Raw genomic sequence first — 19796 nt, 5'->3', positions numbered from 1 at the left:
GACAGTTGGGGTTACTCAATCACCAATCGTTTGGCTACCGTGCCGGCCGGCGTGACGAAGCGCAGGGTGTATATGCCCGGTGCCAGCCCCGTCAGCGGCAACGGGCCCGCGCCAGCAAGCTCGAACGTGCGAACCAGTTGCCCCAACGCACTCATCAGGGTAACGGTGGTTACTTGCTGGCGCAGCGCGGCCGGTAACTCAACGGTTACTGCATCGTGTGCTGGGTTGGGGTAGAAGGTTATCTGCTGGCCGAGGGCTGGGGAAGAGGCGGCCAGCGCGCGGCTCGGGCTCAGCAGCAGCGCGAAGCGACCCACCGGGGCTGTGGGGCTGGTAGTAAAAGTGTACGTGGCTTGCTGGTGAAAATCGATTACGCGGCCGTTCTGGGCATCGCGCAGGTAGGCGCGGGTGCCGGCGGGCAACAGGGCCAACTGGGCCGCGTGGAGCGAATAGGTGCCAGCCACGGGTACGCCCACGTGCAGCGGCACTACCACCTCGGCGCCCGTTAACGGGGCCAGGCCCTGCACCGATAATGTTTCGCGGTTGCTGCCCACGGCGGCCACGTTAAGGCCGGTGCTGTTGAAAAGCTTGTACGCATCAAAGCGGCCGTCGAAGGCTGGGGAGGCACCGGCTTGGGCGTACACGTACACGTCGTCGGAGAGGGAGCCGGCGGCGTTGCGCAACGTAAGCTGTACCTGCGGGCGGTTACTTACCGGGCGCTGAAAAACGGGTTGACTGGCGTACGTGGTGCTGCGGTTGGCATTGGTGAGGGTTATGCTGCCGGTTGCGCCACTGGTGCTGGCCCGCACAAAAAAGCCCTGACCAGCGGCAATCAGCCCAGAGCCGGCCCCGGTGCCGTTCACAAACGACCGGTATATGCCGCCGTACTGGCTGGTGCTCTGGAACACGTACACCGCCGCGTCTACATTCGGACGGTTGGCATCGGGCACGGTGCCCCAGTCGAGCGGCGAAGGGTAGGGGTTACCCACCAAGTGCCAGCCGGTTTGATCGGCAGACGCCGTGGGCACTGGTGCCAAGCGGTTTAGGCCGCCAATGGTTACGGTGCCCTGGTTAAAGCTGCCCCGAAAATCGACCACGGCCGAATTGGGAATGTTAACGGTATAGCCCCGGCCCACCACCAGCGGATCGGTGAGCGAAGTGGGGGAAAACCAGCCTTTATCGAAATCGGTAATGCCGGTTAGGGGCAGGGCTAGGCGGTTCTGGTCGTACCCGAACACGTTGGGGAAAGGGTTGACAGCCAGGGGCTCAGTGGCCGAGTTATACGCTGAGTTCACCGTAGGCGCAAAGCCATGTGCGGCCAGATCGGCTACGGTGCTGCCGGTTACGGGGGAGCTGTAATGCCGGTAGCCAATGCCGGCCGGGTTGCCGCTGCCCTCAATAGCGCGCTGCATCACCCCGGTGCTGCCGCTCACCACGCCGGTGCTGCTGTTCACCACCAAGGCCGTACCACCGGAGCCCGAGAGCAGCATCAGTTCCTGCCCGTTCAGCAACACGTTGCCCGCGCCAGCTACCGTCAGTACCTGCGCTATGCTGGTGGGCCCGCTCAGGGTAAGCGCAACCGGGTTTTCGGACCGCAGGTTACGGACCTGTGAGGGCAAACCGGTGCCGGTTACTTGCGCCGTGGAGCCGTTGTAAACGTAAGTGGCATTGGGGCTGAAGCTGCGCGTACCGGTTAGCTGCACCGCGCCCGTAGCGCCCGTTAAGCTGATGCCGGCAGGGTCGCAGATAACTAGTACGGCACCGTCGGCCAGGGTGAAGGCGCCGGCACCGGTCAGCGGTTGGCAGGCCGTGTTTAGCGTGCCGCCGGTTTGCACGGTAAAGCTGGTGGCCACCGTAAGCGCACCCGTAAGCGTAGCCACGCCGGTAGCCGTAACGGTAACGTTGTTGTAGCTGCCGCTCACGTTCTGGGGCGAGGAAACAATCAGGTCGGTGGCGTTTTCATTCAGACGGACGCTCACGGTACCCGGGCCGAAGTTGGAAGCTGCAAAATCCAGGTCGCCGTCGTTGTCCAGGTCGCCTAAGGCCAGTCCGGTGGGGTTGTTGCCCACGGGAATTTCGGCATTGACGGCGGGGGGCGTAAAGTTTGCGCTGCCGTTATTGAGGCGCACGCTCACGGCGTTGCTGCCCACGTTAGCGGTTAGCAAGTCCAGGTCGCCGTCGCCGTCTACATCGCCCAAGGCCGCGCTCTGGGGCCGAAGGCCGGTGCCAACCTCCGGATTAGCGGCCGGGGCTACAAAGTTGGCCGAGTTCAGCCCGCTGTTTACCCGAATGCTGGCGGTGTTGGCGTTGAAGTTGTTGGTTACCAGGTCCAGGTCGCCGTCGCCGTCCAGGTCGCCCAAGGCCACCGTTACGGGGCCCAAGCCCACGCTTACCTCGGGATTAAGGGCGGGAGCTGCAAACGCGCCGCTGCCGTTGTTAAGTCGCACGCTCACGGTGTTGCCCGAGCCGTTGGCGTTGCTGGCCGTGAGTAAATCCAGGTCGCCGTCGCCGTCCACATCGCCCAGCGCAAGCCCCAGCGGCGCCACCCCCACGCCAACTTCCGCATTAGCAGCCGGGGCCACGAAGTTGGCCGAGTTCAGCCCGCTATTCAGTCGTATGCTGGCGGTGTTGTCGGCGTTGTTCAGGATCAGTAAATCCAGGTCGCCGTCGCCGTCTACGTCGCCCAGCGCTGCGTTCAGGGGGTTGCTGCCCGCGCTTATTTCGGGGTTAAGGGCGGGGGGCGCAAACACGCCGCTGCCGTTGTTAAGGCGCAGGCTCACTGTGCTGCCCGAAAAATTCTGAGTTGCAATCAGGTCCAGGTCGCCGTCGCCGTCCACATCGCCCAGCACCGCGGTGCGGGGTGTGCCGGCCACACTTACCGCGGCGTTAGCGGCGGGCACCACAAAACCGGCCGAGTTCAACCCGCTGTTCAGCCGCACACTTACCACATCACTACCGGTAGAAGGCACCAGCATATCCAGGTCGCCGTCGCCGTCGATGTCGCCCAAAACGGGATTCAGTGGATTGGGATCCACGCTAACTTCTGGGTTAAGGGCCGGCAACCCGAAGGCGCCGCTGCCGCCGCTCACCGCCGCTCACCGCCGCTTTAAACTGAAACACCTGGGACCGGGGTAGCACGTCGCCGGAGGTGCCCTGTACGGCCGTGGTAATGGTAGCCGAAACGGTTTCGCCCGCCCGAAAATCGGTGGCGGGGTCGAAGGTTAGGGTGCTGCCACTTACCGCCGCTGTGCCGCTGAGCTTGCCACCACGCTGGGCGCTGAACACGACCAAGGCGTTGCGGGTGGCAGCGGTATTGCTCAGGGGTTCCGAAAACGTAGCCGCTACATTGCTGGTGCGCGGGGCGTTGGGCTGGTTGGGCGCGGGTGAAAGGGCCGTGAGGGCAGGCGCGGCCCGTTCGCGCCGGGTTCGAATGTCAGGCCGGGAGAGGCTGGCCTCTTTATGGTCAGCAGGCTTGATAACGGGTTGCCTTGTCGATTGAGCTTGCGCTAGAGGCGTTATTCCTGGAATCAGTACCGTCACCAGGCAAGTCCGAACCCAGAAAAATGCTGCAGGCATTACGGCAGTTCGGGGGAGTAAGGCTGAAGGCATAGCGGGGCAGGTAAGGGCGTATGGAGCACACAGAAGTACCGCCCCGAAACATCTGTGGGGCGCAGGAGTAACGCACTTTTCAACTTCCGGCCAATGGCTCGGCGGAGGAACAGCGGAACGGTGCAGACAGCCGCGAAACACCGGCTGACACGCTTGAAGAGAAGCTGAAAGCCAAGACTCTGAGAAAGAGTAAAGTTGTAGAATTAATCGAATTTTCCTAGAATAGTCAATTAAATATTTGGTATAATTATAATAATGCGAGCAAGGCTTACTGGGATGCCCTTTGCGTTTGCCTCGCAAGCAAAGTTGAACAGCAACTGAGGGTAATCAATTAACGGGTTTAGTCGTACGGCTATTTGCCCAGCCCAATCCACCCGCGTTGCATGGCGTAGTAGGTAGCGGTGCCCACGCTCATCCCTATGAGGTAGCCGTAGGGGAGCCCCCAGCACAATAGGCCCACCAGCAAAGCCACCAGCAGGTCGGCACGCGAATCGGCCACGTCGCGCAGAAGCGTGGCGAGCGTAAGGGCTTCGAACAGCAGCAGAATGCCCAGCACCGGCAGCGGAAAAATTTGCACCACCTGCGCAAACCCTTGGCTGAAGAACAGCCCCAGCACCAGAAACAAAGCCCCGTACAGCACCACCGAACCGCCCGTACGCGCTCCAAAGGCGTAGTGCCCTACCATACCGCCCGAACCATGGCACACCGGAAAGCCCCCAAAAAACGGGCTGACCAGGTTCATGAGGGCATAGGTAAAGCTGATTTTGCGCACCGTGAGGCCGCGCTCGGGGAAATAGTCCTGTGCTACCTGGCGCGTGGCCAGCACAGAGTTGCCGAGCGACAACGGAATTTGGGGCAGGGCCAGCAGCACAGCACCGGTCAGGATATCGGCCCGCGAGGGTACGAACCAGCTGGGCAGGTGCAGGCCTAAGGCTCGTTGGGCTTCCCCCAGGTCGAGCTTGAAAAGGAGGGCGTAGGTAATGCCCAGCGCAATGACGACCAGCGCGGCCGGCCAGCGTCGGTGCCCAAGCAGCACCACGGTAATAAGAAAGGCCGCCGCGGCTAGGGCGTAACCGGGCAGGCCATCGGCGGGTACGTATTCTTTTAGGGCCAGCGTAGTCAATTGCAGCGCCAAGCCTAGCTGAATGCCGCGCACCACGGGTTTGGGCACCACCCGCGCCAGGGCATCGATGAGGCCCGTGAGCGTGAGCAGCAGCATGGTAACCCCAATAGCTAAGCCACCACCAAAAATGATGCGCCCGGGGATTTTCTGGGCAATAACCAGCGCCGCAAAGGCCTTGAGCGGCTGCACCGGCATGGGCATGCCGTACCACAGGCCCGAGAACAGCTGCATCAGCCCAAACATAACCAGCACGCTCGCGCTGTCGACGCCCGAAGCCGCAATAACACCGATGAGCAGCGGCAAATCGGTGCCCAAGTCGCCGAACGCGCCGGCCAACTCGTGACGGTTAAAGCGCAGGCGCGGACGAAGCGGAGACGGGGCAGTAAGCGGCATGAGAAAGCAAAGGAACGGTAAAAAGCGCCTTTCGTTACTGCGGCCAGGCTTCGAAACCGCCCGTTAGGTTCTGCAGGTTGGTGAATCCAAACTCGCTTTGGAGCCGGGCAATGGCACGGGCGCTGCGGGCCCCGGAACGGCAGTACACCACCACCGGCCGTTGCCGCGGAATGATTGCCAAGTCCTCGGCCAGCTGGCGCAGCGGCAACAGCGTGGCTCCCGGCAAGTGGCCGGCGGCGTATTCGTCGGGTTCACGCACATCGAGCAGGAAAGGCGGAGCCGCGGAGGCCAAAAGCGGCTGCAACTCTTGCGCGCTGATGCCGGCCGGAGGGGCGCAACTGGCGTCGTGGTAGTCGGCAGGGTTGGCCGATTCAAGGTTGATGCGGCTGCGCTCGGGGTGACGCGGGAAGCGCAAGGTGCGGGTTTGGAAGGTTAGCGCATCGATGACCCACAGGCGGCCACTGAGCACTTCGCCGAGGTCAAGAATGACTTTCAGGGTTTCGGTGGCCTGCGCGGTGCCCACCAAGCCGGGCAGCACGCCCAGTACGCCGGTGGTGTCGCAGTTCGGCGCCTCGGCGGGGCCGGGCGGCTCGGGGAACAGGCAGCGGTAGGAGGGGCCGCCGCGGTAATTGAACACCGAAACTTGCCCTTCAAACTTGTAAATGGCGCCCGAAATCAGTGGTTTGTGCAGGCTCACGCAGGCGTCGTTGAGCAGGTATCGGGTGGCGAAGTTGTCGGAGCCGTCCACCACCACGTCGTAGGCTGCCACCAGCTCGCGCACGTTGCCCGCATTCACGCGCACTGCGTGCACCTCGCAGGTTACCAGCGGGTTCAGGCGCTGCACGGCGCGGGCGGCGGTAGCCGCTTTGGGCTGGCCGAGGTCGGCGGGGCCGTAGAGAATCTGGCGCTGCAGGTTGCTCATTTCCACCGCATCGGCGTCGGCAATGCCCAGGGTGCCCACACCGGCGGCGGCCAGGTACTGGAGCACCGGACAGCCCAATCCGCCCGCGCCCACCACCAGCACCCGGGCGGCGCGCAGCCGCAGCTGCCCCGCTTCGCCTATTTCGGCAAGCTGCACGTGGCGCCGGTAGCGGTGTCGTTCGTTGGGAGTGAGCATAGGGGAGGAGTAAGCCGGAAAAAGGGGTTTTTACCGCGGCAGGCCGGGCTGAAGTGCTAACTCCCGGTTTCGGCAGAAAGTTAAGGACCGCAGCAAAACTTAGCCGCCCACGATGGGCAGAAAGAGCTATATCAGATTAGCAATTTTGTTTTATCCTTTTGGTTATGAAGCAGGTTAAAGGCTGTACATTCCCTACGGGCTCCCCTCCATGCACCCCTCCGGCCCGGTCCTTTTCCAACCAATCACACCTCCTTTCTTTTCACGCATGGCAGAAACCTCTTTACTCGACCGCAGCCGCACCGTAGCCGGACCGGGCTACAACCGTTGGCTGGTGCCGCCGGCCGCCTTGGCCATTCACCTGGCTATTGGGCAGGCTTACGCGTTCAGTGTGTTCAAGAAGCCCATGGGCGCCCTCATCAGCGGCAACGTGGACCAGCCCGACGCCCTGGACTGGACGCCGGGGCAGCTGGCCGTTATTTTCTCCATTGCCATTGTGCTGCTGGGCCTCTCGGCGGCCGTGTTTGGCAAGTGGCTGGAACGGGTGGGGCCGCGCAAGGCCATGCTGGCTTCGGCGCTGTGTTTTGGCGGCGGCTTCCTCATTGCTTCCCTGGGCGTACACTTGCACAACATCTGGCTGGTGTATTTCGGCTACGGGTTTGTGGGTGGTATTGGGCTGGGCATCGGGTACATTTCGCCGGTTAGCACGCTCATCAAGTGGTTCCCCGACCGGCCCGGCGTGGCTACGGGCATGGCCATTATGGGCTTTGGCGGTGGCGCCATGATTGGCTCGCCGCTGGCCGTGGCTCTCATGGCGTACTTCAAGGACTCGGCGCCTATGGGTGTGGCGCCCACGTTCATCACCATGGGCCTGGTGTACCTGCTGTTCATGATGTTTGGCGTGTTTACCATCCGGGTACCGGCCGAGGGCTGGAAACCCGAAGGCTACGTGCCCAATGCCCAGCAAAGCGCCCTCATTACCACCGCCAACGTGGATGCCGACAACGCCATCAAAACTCCACAGTTCTGGCTGCTGTGGGTGGTGCTGTGCATGAACGTAACGGCCGGCATTGGCGTGCTGGAGTCGGCGTCGCCCCTGATTCAGGATTCCTTTTCTGATTCGGCCATGGGCGCGGGCAAGGGAGTAACCGCCGCGGCGGCAGCGGGCTTTGTGGGCTTACTGAGCTTGTTTAACCTGCTCGGGCGCTTCTTCTGGTCGTCGGCTTCGGATAAGCTGGGCCGCAAGCCGACGTATATGATCTACTTCGGGTTGGGCATTGCCCTGTACGCCCTGGTGCCCACGCTGGCAGGCAGCGCTTCGCTCACCTTGTTTGTGGTGGCCAGCTGTGTGATTATGAGCATGTACGGCGGTGGTTTCGCCACCATTCCGGCTTACCTGCGCGACTTGTTTGGTACCATGCAGGTAGGGGCCATTCACGGCCGTCTGCTCACGGCCTGGAGCACGGCGGGTGTTTTGGGGCCGTTGCTGGTGAACTACCTGCGCGACAGTCAGAAGGCTCAGAATATTACGGGCGCGGCCGCCTACCAAACCGTGTTTTACACCATGGCTGGCCTGCTGGTGGTGGGCCTCATTGCCAACCTGCTGGTAACGGCCGTGAACGAGCGGTACCACGCCAAAACCGCCGACCAGCCCGCACCTGCACCGGTGCCGGTAGCCGCCGGGGTGCGCTAATTTCTTCCTCCGTTTTTCTCTGACATCGATATGGATACACAACCCAATTCCGCTCGTCCGGCCGAAACCCAGCCGAGCTCCACAGCCTCTCTGGTGCTGGCTTGGCTATTCGTGGGAGTTCCCCTGCTGTGGGGCGTTTCGCAAACGTTCATCAAGGCTTTGGCCCTGTTCCAATAATCTGCCATTGCTCCGGCCGGCAACCTTCGGGTACCGGCCGGAGTTGATGCCGGTATGCCCGCCATGAACGCCTCCGTTTTTCTGCCCCCCACCAGCTACGACTATGTAACCGTGCACAAGGTGCAGGGCAGCGCCATAGCTGCCGCCTCCGACGTGCTGGCCGCCGAGGAGCCGCTGGAAATACGGGTGGGCTATGGGCCGGCCGGGCAGCGGGAGCACCGCACGCTTAGCATCACCATGCGCACGCCCGGCCACGATTTTGAGCTGGCCGCCGGCTTTTTGCTCACCGAAGGCCTGATTGCCAGCCGCCAGGACTTGCAGGGCGTGCTGTACTGCCCGGATGTGGCCAAGGAAGAAGAGCGCGAAAACGTGGTGCGCGCCGAACTGGCTCCCGCCGCCGCGCCCGAACTGCCGCGCCTGGAACGCCACTTTTACACCAGCAGCAGCTGCGGCGTGTGCGGCAAAACCAGCATTGCCGCAGTGCACGCCGCCGCCTGCCCCGTGTTACCCGCCGAAGGCCCCCACGTAGCGGCCGCAGTTATTCACCAGTTGCCGGAGCGCCAGCGCGCTGCCCAGGCTTTGTTTGAACAAACCGGGGGGCTGCACGCCGCCGCGCTGTTTTCACCCGAAGGGGAGCTGCTGCTGCTGCGCGAAGACGTGGGCCGCCACAACGCCCTCGATAAAGTCATTGGCGCCGCGCTGCTGCAGGAGCAGCTGCCGCTGCACCATGCGGTGCTGTTGGTCAGTGGCCGGGCTTCGTTTGAGCTCGTGCAAAAAGCGGTCGTGGCAGGCATTCCGGTGCTGGCTGCTGTGGGTGCCCCCAGCTCCCTGGCCGTGTCTGCCGCCCAGGATTTTGGCATGACGCTCTGCGGCTTCGTGCGCCAGGATCGGTTTAACATCTACAGCCACCCCTGGCGCATTACCGCCCTAACCCAGAGCTAGAGCTAGTTCCCCTCCTCAGCTGAGGAGAAGTTAGGGGTGGTTGACTTCTTAAGCCAATGGCTTATAGCTGTCAGCTGATAGCTTTTCAACCAACCCGGCCTGCGGCCACCCTTCCTTGACTACGCCGGCCTTCGGTTGAAACAAGAAGAGGAGCTTAAGTCTGGAAAACAGCTTTTTTGCATGAAACTCCGCCTCGAAGACAACACCCTGCGCCTGCGCCTCGACCCACCGGAAGTCACGGCCTTTGCCGCGCACGGCCGCCTGGAAACTGTGGTGCCGCTGGGTTTGGCTGCCGCCGATCAACTCTCGTATACCCTGGAGCGCGACGCTGACGCTTCGGCCGTAACGGTGCGCCACGAAACCGGCCGCATCCGCGTGCTGCTCCCGGCCGCCGTAGCCGACGGCTGGACGTCGACCGAAGAAGTAAGCCTGCGCGGCACCACCGCTGTAGCCGACAACCAAGTGCTGCACATTCTGGTTGAAAAAGACCTGGGCTGCAAACATTAACGCGTTTCGTTTCCACGGAATTTACCTTCTACACCTACTGCCTCATGGAAGATTCACCCGTTGCAGACCCCGGCAAAGCCGGCCACGAGCAGGAACAAAAAGCCAAGAATGCGCCCCAAAGCGGCCAGCGCCCCGACCAAGGCCTGGCCCCCGCCCCCGACCATTACCGCCCCGATCCGCAAGCCGAGCGGGACCAATCCACCATACCTGCCCCCGACGTGGCCAACGCCAAACACCACCACGACATTCTCGCCCAGCCGCCCGAAGCCCTGACGGGTCTGCGGCTGGAACCCCGCGCCGAAGTAGCCGCCGGCGTTACCGCCGTTATCAAGTCCATGCAATTCAGCTGGGGCGAAGGCGGCCTGACGCGCGGCACCAAGGGCCTGTTGAAAATGAACCAGAAGGACGGTTTCGACTGCTCCAGCTGCGCCTGGCCCGACCCCGACGACCACCGCTCCGTGGCCGAATTCTGCGAAAACGGCGCCAAAGCCACCGCCTCCGACGCCGACGACCAAGCCGCCGGCCCGGCGTTTTTCGCCCGGCACAGCCTGGCCGAACTCTCGCGCATGACCGACCGCGACCAGAACAACGCCGGCCGCCTCACGCACCCGCTGGTAAAGCGCCCCGGCGGCACCCACTACGAGCCCATTCAGTGGCCCGATGCCTTCCAGCTCATTGCCGACAACCTGAACGCGCTGGACTCGCCCGATGAGGCCGTGTTCTACACCTCCGGTAAGGTGCCGAACGAGCCCGCGTTCCTGTTCCAGCTGTTCGTACGGCAGTTCGGCACCAACAATCTGCCCGACTGCTCCAACATGTGCCACGAGAGCAGCGGCGCTGCCCTCAGCCCCACGCTGGGCCTGGGCAAAGGCTCCGTTACGCTCAACGACCTGCACGAGGCCGAGGTCATTCTTATCATCGGGCAGAACCCCGGCACCAACCACCCGCGCATGCTCTCGGCGCTGCAAAAGGCCAAGCGCAACGGCGCTAAAATTATCAGCATCAACCCACTGATTGAAGCCGGCCTGCAGAACTTCAAAAATCCGCAGGACTTCATGAATCCGCTGCGGGCTTTGGGTGCCCTGATGGGCGACGGCACGCCGATTACCGACCTCTACCTGCAAGTGCGCGTGGACGGCGACATGGCCCTGCTGCGCGGTATTGCCAAGCACCTGTTCGAGGCCGAGGAACTGAACCCCGGCCAGGTAGTTGACCACGCGTTTATTGCCGCGCACACCACTGGGTTCGAGTCGTACCGCGAGAACATCCGGAACACGTCTTGGGACGATATTGAGTCTGAAAGCGGCATTAGCCGGGCGCAGCTGCTGGAAGCGGCCAATATGCTGGCCACCAAGCAGAAGATTATTACCTGCTGGGCCATGGGCGTAACGCAGCAGCGGCAGGGCGTGCAAACCATTCAGGAAATCGTGAACCTGCAGCTGCTGAAAGGTGCCATTGGCAAGCCCGGCGCGGGCACTTGCCCGGTGCGCGGCCACTCGAACGTGCAGGGCGACCGAACCATGGGCATTTGGGAGCAGCCCACCAAGGTGTTTCTGGATGCGCTGGCGAAGGAGTTCAACTTTACGCCGCCCCAGGAGCACGGCCTGGATACGGTGGAGAGCATCAAGGCCATGTACCAGGGCAAAACCAAGGTGTTCTTCAGCCTGGGCGGCAATTTGCTGGGTGCCGGGCCCGATACCGAGGTTATTGCCGAAGGCATGCGCAAGCAGAAGCTCACGGTGTTTGTGGGCACCAAGCTCAACCGCGGCCACCTCACCACCGGCGAAACCAGCCTGCTCTTGCCCTGTTTCACGCACGCCGACATCGACATGCAGAAATCGGGGCACCAAATGACCTCCTGCGAAAACTCCATGGGCGTCGTCAGCCAGAACAAGGGCGTGCTGGTGCCGCTGGCCGGCGAAATGATGAGCGAAGTAGCCATCATCAGCGGCATGGCCATTGCCACGCTGGGCCCCGAACGCACCAACATTGCCGACTGGGTGGCCATGACGGAGAACTACGACGTCATTCGGGACCACATCAGCCGCGTGATTCCCGGCTTCGAGGACTTCAACCAGAAGCTGCGCGAGCCCGGCGGCTTTTACCTGCCCAACGGCCCGCGCGAACGGAAATTCACCACCAAAAACGGCAAGGCCAACTTCACCACCACCGAGCTGGAGAAGCACACCCTGGAGCCCGGCCAGCTGGTGCTCATGACCGTGCGCAGCCACGACCAGTTTAACACCACCATTTACGACTACAACGACCGGTACCGCGGCATTCACGGCGAGCGGCGCGTGCTGTTCATGAACCAGCAGGACATGGCCGACCGTGGCCTGCGCGCCAAGGACCTCATCGACATTACCAGCCATTTCGAGGGCCAGCAGCGCACCGTGGAGAAGTTTGTGGCCGTGCCCTATGATATTCCGCGCGGCAACGTGGCTGCGTATTTCCCCGAGGCCAACCCATTGGTACCCGTTTCCAGCGTGGCCAAAGTCAGCAACACACCCACTTCCAAGTACGTGGTGGTAACGGTGGTAGCCGCGGAAAAAGCGGTAGAAACTACCACCCAGCGCGTGGCGGCCGAAGCGTAAGCGGCATCAGGTACACAGCGAAGCGCGCAGCCGGCAATGGCTGCGCGCTTTTTTTTGCTTCAAGCTCAACAACTGATTCAAACCGGGCGTAAGGAAAAAACGGACGCACGAAGCCTGGCCTCGTCGTTCGCTGCTCCGCCGCATTTGCAACCAATTCACCCTCCCTTCACCATGAGTGGAAATTCAACCCAACCAGCGCTGGGTGACCGGCCTGCTATTCCGCTTCCCGGCCCGGTTACGCTGCACATAAACGGCAAGGCCACCCAGCTGCAGCTCGCGCCCTGGACCTCCCTGCTCGACGCCCTGCGCGAGTACGCCGGCCTCACCGGCACCAAGAAGGGCTGCGACCATGGCCAGTGCGGTGCCTGCACCGTGCTCGTCGACGGCAAGCGCATTAACTCCTGCCTGACTTTGGCCGTGCTGCAGGAAGGCGCCGAAATAACTACCATCGAAGGCCTGGGCACCGAAGACAACCTGCACCCGCTGCAGCAAGCTTTTGTCGACCACGACGCGTTCCAGTGCGGCTACTGCACACCCGGCCAGATTTGCTCGGCGCAGGGCCTCATCAACGAAGGCAAGGCGCACACCGAAGACGAAATTCGGGAGCTGATGAGCGGCAACCTCTGCCGCTGCGGCGCTTACGTGGGCATTCTGGCGGCCGTGAAGGAAGTAGTAGACAAGGAATTAAAAATGAAGAGTTAAGAATTAAAAATGGCTTGTCGTGCCTGCCGCGGCGGTCAAGGGCTTTGGCCCAATTCTTAATTTTTAATTCACAATTTTTAATTGGAAGCATGAACCCGTTTACCCTCACCCGCGCCGCCTCGCCCGACGAGGCCGTGCGCGACTTCGCCGGCCACACCGGCGCGGCCTACATTGGCGGCGGCACCAATATTCTGGACCTGATGAAGGAAAGCGTGGCCCGGCCCACCCACCTCGTCGGGCTGAACAAGCTGCCGCTCACCGCCATTGAAGCCACGGCCAACGGCGGCCTGCGCCTGGGCGCCACCGCCACCAACGCCGATACCGCCTGGCACCCCGAGGTGCAAAAGCGTTACCCGCTGCTGAGCCAGGCCATTCTGGCCGGAGCCTCGCCGCAGCTGCGCAACATGGCTACCAACGGCGGCAACCTCATGCAGCGCACCCGCTGCTACTATTTCTACGACCTGGCCACCCCCTGCAACAAGCGGGAGCCCGGCTCGGGTTGCTCGGCCATTGGGGGCTACAACCGCATCCACGCCATTCTGGGCGCAAGCGAGCAGTGCATTGCCACGCACCCCTCGGATATGTGCGTTGCCTTGGCGGCATTGGCGGCCGAGGTGCGCGTGCAGGGGCCGACTGGCGAGCGGGTCATCCAATTCGAGGACTTTCACCGCCTGCCCGGCGACGCGCCCGAGCGCGACAACACCCTGAAAACCGGGGAGCTGATTGTGGCTCTGGAGCTGCCCAAGCAAGGTTTCGAGAAGCACTTCAGCTACCTGAAGCTGCGCGACCGGACCAGCTACGCCTTCGCGGTGGTATCGGTAGCGGCGGCGCTGGAGCTGGATGGTAACACCATTACGGAAGCCCGGCTGGCGCTGGGCGGCGTGGCCCACAAGCCCTGGCGCAGCCAAGCCGCCGAGCAGCTGCTCAAGGGCCAGCCCGCCACCGAGGCCACTTTCAGAAAAGCTGCCGCGGCCGTGGTGGAAGGCGCGGTAGGGCAGGGGAGCAACGACTTCAAGATTGAGTTGGCCAAACGCGCCGTGGTGCGCGCCCTCAAACAAGCCACCGAAGGCGGCAAAGCATCCGATGTCTTTTTGAATTCCAACCCATGAGCAGCACCACCAACCACATCGGAAAAGCCACCAGCCGCGTAGACGGATCGGCCAAGGTAACAGGCGCCGCCAAGTACGCGGCCGAGTTTAACGTGCCCGACCTCGTGTACGGCTACGTGGTCAGCAGCCCCATTGCCAAGGGCAAAATCACCAAAATCCACGCCGACAAGGTACTGGCGCTGCCGGGCGTTATTCACGTTTTCTCGCACGAAAACGTGCCTTCCCTGGCGTGGTTCGACCGCAACTACAAAGACGACGTGGCCCCCGGCGGCTCGCCGTTCCGCCCGCTGCACGACGCCGAGGTGAAGTTCAGCATGCAGCCCGTGGCGCTGGTAGTGGCCGATACCTTCGAGCTGGCTCGCTACGCCGCCAGCATCCTGGAAATTGAGTACGCGGAAACCAAGCACGAAACCGATATCGAGCAGAAGCGCGACGACGGCCACGAGCCCGGCCGCGGCAAAACCGGCTACCAGCCGCCCGTACGCCGCGGCAACGCCAACGACGGCCTCAGCAAAGCCGAGCACCGCATTCGGGAGGAGTACATCCACGGCGCGCAGCACCACAACCCCATGGAAATGTTCGGGGCCACCGTGCACTACCACCCCGACGGCAAGCTGACCATCTACGACAAAACCCAGGGCGTGTACAACTGCCAGCAGTACGTTACCAAGGTGTTCGGGCTGAGCAAGGACCAGGCCCGCGTGGTGAACCTGTTTATGGGTGGCGGCTTTGGCGCGGGTTTGCGGCCGCAGTACGAGCTGTTTCTAAGCGTGTTGGCCGCGCTGGAGCTGAAACGCTCGGTGCGCCTCTCGCTCACGCGCCAGCAAATGTTCAGCTTCGGCCACCGCCCGCACACGCTGCAAACCCTGGAACTGGGCACCGGCCCCGACGGCGCCCTGCTGGGCCTGAAGCACTACGCCCTCCACGAAACCTCGCGCTTCGAGGAATACACCGAAAACGTGGTGAACTGGTCGGGCATGCTTTACCAGTGCCCCGATGTGCATTTGAGCTACCAAGTGGCCCCGCTTGACGTATACACGCCCCTGGATATGCGCGCGCCCGGGGCCGCCACCGGCTCGTTTGCCCTGGAAGTAGCCATGGACGAAATGGCCTACGAAGCCGGCCTCGACCCGCTGGAATTCCGCCGCCGCAACTACGCCGACCACGACCAGAACAAGAAGGCGCCCTTCAGCAGCAAGAAGCTGCGCGAGGCCTACGACGAGGGCGCCCGCCGTTTCGGCTGGGACCAGCGCCCCATGGCGCCGCGCTCCATGCGCGAGGGAAATATGCTGGTGGGCTGGGGTGTGGCCGGGGGCGTGTGGGATGCTTCTATGCAGAAAGCCGCCGCCAAAGCCAGCATTACCGCCGACGGCCGCCTCACGGTGGCCAGCGCCGCCGGCGAAAACGGCACCGGCACTTATACCATCATGACGCAGATTGCGGCCGAAACCCTGGGCCTGCCCCTGGAAGCCGTAACCTTCCGCCTGGGCGACACCAACCAGCCCGAAGCCCCGGTGCAGGGCGGCTCCTGGACGGCCGCCTCGGTGGGCACCGCCGTGAAAAACGCCTGCGAAGCCCTGGGCGAAAAGCTGCTGAAGCTGGCCAAAAAGATGACCGACTCGCCGCTCAAAGACGCCGCCTTCGACGACGTGGAGTTTGTGAACGGCCAGATTCGGTTGCGACTGGCGCCGGAGCAGTCGGTGGTGCTGCGCGACGTGCTGCAAACCAGCGGCGAGCGGGAAATAGCGGCCGAATCATCGGCAATGCCCAACCCGGTGAATATGCAGCAGTTTTCCATGCACTCCCACAACGTGGTGTTCGTGGAGGTGAAGGTAGATGAAGAACTGGGCACCGTGCACGTGTCGCGGGTGCTGAACGTGGTGGCCGCAGGCCGCATCCTCAACCAAAAAACCGCCCGCTCGCAGGTGCTCGGCTCCATTGTGTGGGGCCTCAGCATGGCCCTGATGGAGGAAACCGTGATGGACCACCGCTTCGGGCGCTACATGAACCACAACTACGCCGAGTACCACGTGCCCGTAAACGCCGACATCCGCAACCTGGAGGTGGTGTTTGTGGAGGAAGAAGACCCGCACGTGAACCCGCTGGGCGTAAAAGGCATCGGCGAGGTGGGTCTGCTGGGCGTGGCCGCCGCCGTTACCAACGCCGTGTACCACGCCACCGGCAAGCGCATCCGCCAGCTCCCTATTTACCTCGATAAACTGCTGTAACTGCAGTGGCAGGAGCTGCAACAGCAACGCCCCGGAACCGAAGTGGTTTCGGGGCGTTGCTGTTGTTCTTTACCTCAACGTTTAACAGCTTTAAGAAGTAAGGGCATTTGATGTTCTGTTGCTCATTTCCTTCCTGCTGTTCAATAAAGTTTCTTGGTTCAGAAATTAATCTTCAGCCCTTATTTTTTAAAGCTGATGTTGTGCGTACTGTTCCGCATTTGCTTTTAACCACTGTTCAGCCGTATCCACTACAATTGCTTCTATGTTGTCGTTAGTGGCTCCGTCCCAGTGATGTTGCATTTCCTGACCATAATCTAAGTCGCCCCAAGCCCAGTAAAGCAGATAGAAATCATAAATCAGCCCTTCGTAGTTCTTGGCTTGGCAAAAATTATATACTTGTTTTAAATTTTCTTTTATGTTTTGCTCTTTCGCTATTTGTGCAATAAAAAAGCTACTGTAGGAAATAACTGCTTCGTCTCCGAACTTCTGTTTTATTTTCAATTCCCTTAAAGCAGCTTTCAGATACTCAATTGTCTGAAAGTAATTTGTTGGCTTATCAAGACCTGCTAACACTAGAAGAGTCGGAGTGTCAAAGCCGAGAAATACCATATCAAAAGCCCAGTCAACACAAATGTCAGTGTCGAAGTTGGGTACTTCAGTATAAGCTACTACTTGATATGTCAATTCTGAAATTTCTGGCATGATACATTACGCACAACATCTGGGTTTACGAAAGTGCCTTCTATACCGAGTTTCGTAAACCGGTCTTAAAAGCGAAACTGACTTTCGGAAAGCATGCCGATTCGGCATGCTTTCCGAAAGATATGAAGTTGCTGCTCACTTCAGAATCCATTCAAATTGTCTGCATCCGATGCTGCGCCAGAAACGCCCGCGCCGCGGCTAGTTCAAGGCGGTCGTGTAAGTAATAAATGAATGCGGATGATCTACAAATGCACTTTGTACTTCTTTAAAAGTGCAGGTAATTGGTCCCAGAAAAACTCGATGTCGTGCTTTTTAGCAACGGCGTCTAATTCCTCGGGCTTGGGTGTTTTTCCGCCAGCAAACAGCGTGGTTAGCTCCTGCATGTAGGCTTCATGACCGCCCGGGATGTAGAGCTCAATAAACTTGGCCGGCACTTTGCCGCTGTTCCAAAAGCTGTGCACAATGCCTCGGGGCCTCAAATGCCAGGCACCGGGTTGGAGCGTGAATATTTCTTCGCCCACCATAATGGTAAGGGTGCCTTCCAACACTCGGCACACTTCGTCGAAATTCTTGTGCCGGTGGGGTACCGCGCCCATAAAGCCAGGGTGCAGGATGGTTTCTGCACTGCCCAAATTGCCCGAGGTCTGCGTCTTATTGAGCTTGAAGACAATTTCGTTGACCGAAATATTAGCCTTCTGCCCTCCACCGGGTGGTATATACACGGGTTTCGGGGCGTCAGCAGGGTTGAAAGACGGATTAATTACCCCGGCCCTTGCAAAGGCGTTTAACGGAAGCAAAGAGCCGCCCAGCATCGTTGTTGCTAGCATTTGCATGACGCTCCGCCTACTTAACTGTCGATTGTCCATAATTGCATTCGATTACCTGCGGCTCAGATTTCAGCCCAATGTTAAGTTCAGGAACCTGCCCCAACTGCTGATCCGAGTCAATCTATCAAATTTAACTGCGTTGCCTCCGTAGCCCACGCCGTTGAGCAACGAAAGAACCAGCTTGGTTCGGCAAGCCATTCAGCGTTAAGCTTTCGATATGGAATCCGTCTGCGTGTGCTCAGTCGACCCGTTTGAGTTTGAAGTTCCTGGTGGACAGCAGGACATTCGCTAAGCCTCGGAGCGGGCCGGTTCTGTTTGAGTAAAAAGCAAGTTGCATTCAAATTGCCTGCGTCCTCTGCTGCGCCAGAAAAGCTCGCGCCGCGGCCAGTTCCGGGCGGTTGGCGCCGGGGGCACGGGCTACATCCAATAGCTGCTGGTAATACCTGCGCGCCTTTTCCAGGTTGCCGGCCTGTTCTGCTGCAAGGGCCGCCCCGTAGAGGCCGTTGAAGCGGTTGGGGTGCTGCTGCAGGTCGGCTTCGTAGGCTTGCAGGGCGGGGGCGGGCCGCTTCAGCGCCAGCAGCATATCGGCCAGTAGCTCCTGGGCGGGCAGCACCTCGCAGGGTGTTACGGGGTGCTTTTCCGTGCCAGCTTCTAAGGCGGCGGCTTGCTGCATCAGGGGCAGGGCGTCGGCGGGTTTGCCCTCGGCGAAGCGCAGCCAGGCCGTGGCGGCGTGCAGCTGGATCTGCACTTGGTTGGCCTTGTACGTGTCTTTCTGCGCGAGCAGGGCGGCGTGCAGACGGCGCAGTTCGGCTAGCTCGCGCCGGGCCGAATCGGGGTGGCCGAGGTGGGAGAAGCCGAGGGAGCGGGCGAACCGGACGATGGCGGCCTGCCAGGGGTATTGCTCCCAATTGAGGTGCTTGGAGCGCAGCGGCAGTTGGGCCGCCTGGGCCCATTGCTTGTTTTCGAGCACGTAGCGCGCTGGAACGGCGGCAAACGCATAGGCCACCTTGAAGTTCACCGGCGACACCCGTTGCATGGTGTCGAGGTAACGCCACTGCGCCAGGGCCTGCCGGTTGTTGCCCTGTTGCAGGTAAGCGTAAGCCAGGTAATCGAGGCCGTGCAGCTCCTCGTCCCAATGGCCTTTAATGCCCGCCGTTTCGGCGTAGCAGCGGGCCGAGGCCGTAGCGGCCAGGTTAGACTCGATGCAGTCGTTCCACAGCCCCAGCCGGGTGAAAATGTGGGAGGGCATGTGCAGCGCATGCGCCGACGACGGCGCCACAGCCGCGTACTTGCGCGCCGCCGGCAACCCCAGCGCGGCCAGCTCGGGGTAGTCGTAGGTGTGAATGAGGTAGTGCACGATGCCCGGGTGGTTCGGCTCGTTGGGGTATAGGCCGGCCAGAATGGCACCGGCTTTACGCTGCTGGCGGAAGGATTTGTCGGTGGGGGCGGCGGAGGCATTCAGCGCCAGCGCATAGAAAACGGCGGCCTCCTTGTCCGACGGAAAATTGGCGTAAACGTGCTCCATGGCTTTTTCGAACCGAATGCTGCGGCTCCGATGGTCAGCCTGTTCCCAGTTGGTGTAGAAAGCTGCAATGGCCTCAATAAACGCGGTTTCCTTGGCCGATTGCTGCGGCAGCCGCTGGGCCAGCGCCGCCGCTTTGGCACCCTTGGCAAGCTCAACGGGGGTAGGAGGGGTCCAGAGCGGGTGGTAGTTTGCCATGGCCACGCCCCAATAAGCCATGGCGCAGTCTGGCTGGCGGGCAATAATGCTGGCAAAAACCTTCTCGGCTTCGTCGTATTCAAACGAGTGCAGCAGCGCGAGGCCCAGGTTAAAATTGGCCCGTACCGCGCCGCCGCAAGACGTTTCGAAGGTTGCAGAGCCCAACTGCTTTTCGGCCGGCCCGCACATGGTGAGGTTGCCTTGCTTGAGGTTGATAGCGCGTATTTCAGCCACGGAAGGCGTTTCGCGGCTGGTTTGGCGACATGCCGGCAGCAAAGCCAGTAGAACCAGTGCGCAGGCTGCGCCGGGCAAGTTTTTCATAAAACAGTAGCAGTATGATGACCTCGGATTTAGGTATT

At 61.4% G+C, this 19796-nt stretch carries 15 protein-coding genes; 8 read left to right on the top strand and 7 right to left on the bottom strand.

Translation table 11 applies throughout. The annotated features are described in order from the left end of the window. Positions 1 to 11: 11 nt before the first annotated feature. The 4 genes from ABD903_RS09995 to moeB form a co-directional block, all read right to left on the bottom strand. Positions 12 to 3032, bottom strand: a complete 3021-nt coding sequence (locus tag ABD903_RS09995) for an FG-GAP-like repeat-containing protein (protein WP_345223798.1) — start codon at positions 3030 to 3032, stop codon at positions 12 to 14. Positions 3033 to 3045: 13 nt separating this feature from the next. Continuing rightward, positions 3046 to 3573 (bottom strand): Ig-like domain-containing domain, encoded by a 528-nt coding sequence (locus ABD903_RS09990; RefSeq protein WP_345223797.1) that lies wholly within the window; start codon positions 3571 to 3573, stop codon positions 3046 to 3048. Between the two features lie 385 nt (positions 3574 to 3958). Beyond that, positions 3959 to 5122 carry a putative sulfate/molybdate transporter gene (locus ABD903_RS09985; protein ID WP_345223796.1) on the bottom strand — a complete coding sequence of 388 codons (1164 nt, stop codon included), beginning with the start codon at positions 5120 to 5122 and terminating at the stop codon, positions 3959 to 3961. Between the two features lie 34 nt (positions 5123 to 5156). Further along, positions 5157 to 6239 carry a molybdopterin-synthase adenylyltransferase MoeB gene (moeB, locus tag ABD903_RS09980; protein WP_345223794.1) on the bottom strand — a complete coding sequence of 361 codons (1083 nt, stop codon included), beginning with the start codon at positions 6237 to 6239 and terminating at the stop codon, positions 5157 to 5159. Between the two features lie 265 nt (positions 6240 to 6504). On the opposite strand from moeB, the gene ABD903_RS09975 reads away from it, so the two are divergent. From ABD903_RS09975 to ABD903_RS09940, 8 genes are all read left to right on the top strand, one after another. Then, the gene (locus tag ABD903_RS09975; protein ID WP_345223793.1) at positions 6505 to 7929 is read left to right on the top strand and encodes an L-lactate MFS transporter; all 1425 of its coding nucleotides are present in this window, start codon (positions 6505 to 6507) and stop codon (positions 7927 to 7929) included. Between the two features lie 30 nt (positions 7930 to 7959). Further along, entirely contained in the window at positions 7960 to 8106 is a 147-nt protein-coding gene (locus ABD903_RS09970) for an MFS transporter small subunit (RefSeq protein ID WP_345223791.1), read from the top strand. A 63-nt stretch (positions 8107 to 8169) separates the two neighbouring features. After that, positions 8170 to 9048, top strand: coding sequence for a formate dehydrogenase accessory sulfurtransferase FdhD (gene fdhD / locus ABD903_RS09965; protein WP_345223789.1), 879 nt, complete (start codon positions 8170 to 8172; stop codon positions 9046 to 9048). A gap of 180 nt (positions 9049 to 9228) precedes the next feature. Further along, positions 9229 to 9555 (top strand): DUF7009 family protein, encoded by a 327-nt coding sequence (locus ABD903_RS09960; RefSeq protein ID WP_345223787.1) that lies wholly within the window; start codon positions 9229 to 9231, stop codon positions 9553 to 9555. Positions 9556 to 9599: 44 nt separating this feature from the next. Beyond that, on the top strand, positions 9600 to 12149 hold the full coding sequence (locus ABD903_RS09955) for an FdhF/YdeP family oxidoreductase (protein ID WP_345223785.1): 2550 nt from the start codon (positions 9600 to 9602) through the stop codon (positions 12147 to 12149). A 171-nt stretch (positions 12150 to 12320) separates the two neighbouring features. Next, positions 12321 to 12851, top strand: coding sequence for a (2Fe-2S)-binding protein (locus ABD903_RS09950; RefSeq protein ID WP_345223784.1), 531 nt, complete (start codon positions 12321 to 12323; stop codon positions 12849 to 12851). Between the two features lie 89 nt (positions 12852 to 12940). Beyond that, positions 12941 to 13960: an FAD binding domain-containing protein gene (locus ABD903_RS09945; RefSeq protein WP_345223782.1), complete on the top strand. Its 1020-nt coding sequence runs from the start codon at positions 12941 to 12943 to the stop codon at positions 13958 to 13960. After that, entirely contained in the window at positions 13957 to 16188 is a 2232-nt protein-coding gene (locus ABD903_RS09940) for a xanthine dehydrogenase family protein molybdopterin-binding subunit (protein ID WP_345223780.1), read from the top strand. Before ABD903_RS09945 ends, ABD903_RS09940 begins: the two co-directional genes overlap by 4 nt. Before the next feature lie 186 nt (positions 16189 to 16374). Here ABD903_RS09940 and ABD903_RS09935 read toward each other — a convergent pair whose 3' ends face one another. The 3 genes from ABD903_RS09935 to ABD903_RS09925 form a co-directional block, all read right to left on the bottom strand. Next, on the bottom strand, positions 16375 to 16890 hold the full coding sequence (locus tag ABD903_RS09935) for a hypothetical protein (RefSeq protein ID WP_345223778.1): 516 nt from the start codon (positions 16888 to 16890) through the stop codon (positions 16375 to 16377). 242 nt (positions 16891 to 17132) lie between these two features. Then, positions 17133 to 17756, bottom strand: a complete 624-nt coding sequence (locus ABD903_RS09930; RefSeq protein ID WP_345223776.1) for a cupin domain-containing protein — start codon at positions 17754 to 17756, stop codon at positions 17133 to 17135. Positions 17757 to 18054: 298 nt separating this feature from the next. Then, positions 18055 to 19758, bottom strand: a complete 1704-nt coding sequence (locus ABD903_RS09925) for a tetratricopeptide repeat protein (protein ID WP_345223775.1) — start codon at positions 19756 to 19758, stop codon at positions 18055 to 18057. Positions 19759 to 19796 lie beyond the last annotated feature (38 nt).

The sequence above is a fragment of the Hymenobacter koreensis genome (assembly GCF_039541855.1).
GTDB classification, from domain to species: Bacteria; Bacteroidota; Bacteroidia; order Cytophagales; family Hymenobacteraceae; genus Solirubrum; species Solirubrum koreensis.
Note: the sequence above shows the minus strand (reverse complement) of the source record. Positions and strands in the feature narration are given on the sequence as shown.

What these genes read in the sequence shown, in the direction of transcription:
- ABD903_RS09990 (WP_345223797.1), bottom strand. Translation starts at nt 3,573, where the DNA reads ATGCCTGCAGCATTTTTCTGGGTTCGGACTTGCCTGGTGACGGTACTG.
- ABD903_RS09985 (WP_345223796.1), bottom strand. Translation starts at nt 5,122, where the DNA reads ATGCCGCTTACTGCCCCGTCTCCGCTTCGTCCGCGCCTGCGCTTTAAC.
- moeB (WP_345223794.1), bottom strand. Translation starts at nt 6,239, where the DNA reads ATGCTCACTCCCAACGAACGACACCGCTACCGGCGCCACGTGCAGCTT.
- ABD903_RS09975 (WP_345223793.1), top strand. Translation starts at nt 6,505, where the DNA reads ATGGCAGAAACCTCTTTACTCGACCGCAGCCGCACCGTAGCCGGACCG.
- ABD903_RS09970 (WP_345223791.1), top strand. Translation starts at nt 7,960, where the DNA reads ATGGATACACAACCCAATTCCGCTCGTCCGGCCGAAACCCAGCCGAGC.
- fdhD (WP_345223789.1), top strand. Translation starts at nt 8,170, where the DNA reads ATGAACGCCTCCGTTTTTCTGCCCCCCACCAGCTACGACTATGTAACC.
- ABD903_RS09960 (WP_345223787.1), top strand. Translation starts at nt 9,229, where the DNA reads ATGAAACTCCGCCTCGAAGACAACACCCTGCGCCTGCGCCTCGACCCA.
- ABD903_RS09955 (WP_345223785.1), top strand. Translation starts at nt 9,600, where the DNA reads ATGGAAGATTCACCCGTTGCAGACCCCGGCAAAGCCGGCCACGAGCAG.
- ABD903_RS09950 (WP_345223784.1), top strand. Translation starts at nt 12,321, where the DNA reads ATGAGTGGAAATTCAACCCAACCAGCGCTGGGTGACCGGCCTGCTATT.
- ABD903_RS09945 (WP_345223782.1), top strand. Translation starts at nt 12,941, where the DNA reads ATGAACCCGTTTACCCTCACCCGCGCCGCCTCGCCCGACGAGGCCGTG.
- ABD903_RS09940 (WP_345223780.1), top strand. Translation starts at nt 13,957, where the DNA reads ATGAGCAGCACCACCAACCACATCGGAAAAGCCACCAGCCGCGTAGAC.
- ABD903_RS09935 (WP_345223778.1), bottom strand. Translation starts at nt 16,890, where the DNA reads ATGCCAGAAATTTCAGAATTGACATATCAAGTAGTAGCTTATACTGAA.
- ABD903_RS09930 (WP_345223776.1), bottom strand. Translation starts at nt 17,756, where the DNA reads ATGGACAATCGACAGTTAAGTAGGCGGAGCGTCATGCAAATGCTAGCA.
- ABD903_RS09925 (WP_345223775.1), bottom strand. Translation starts at nt 19,758, where the DNA reads ATGAAAAACTTGCCCGGCGCAGCCTGCGCACTGGTTCTACTGGCTTTG.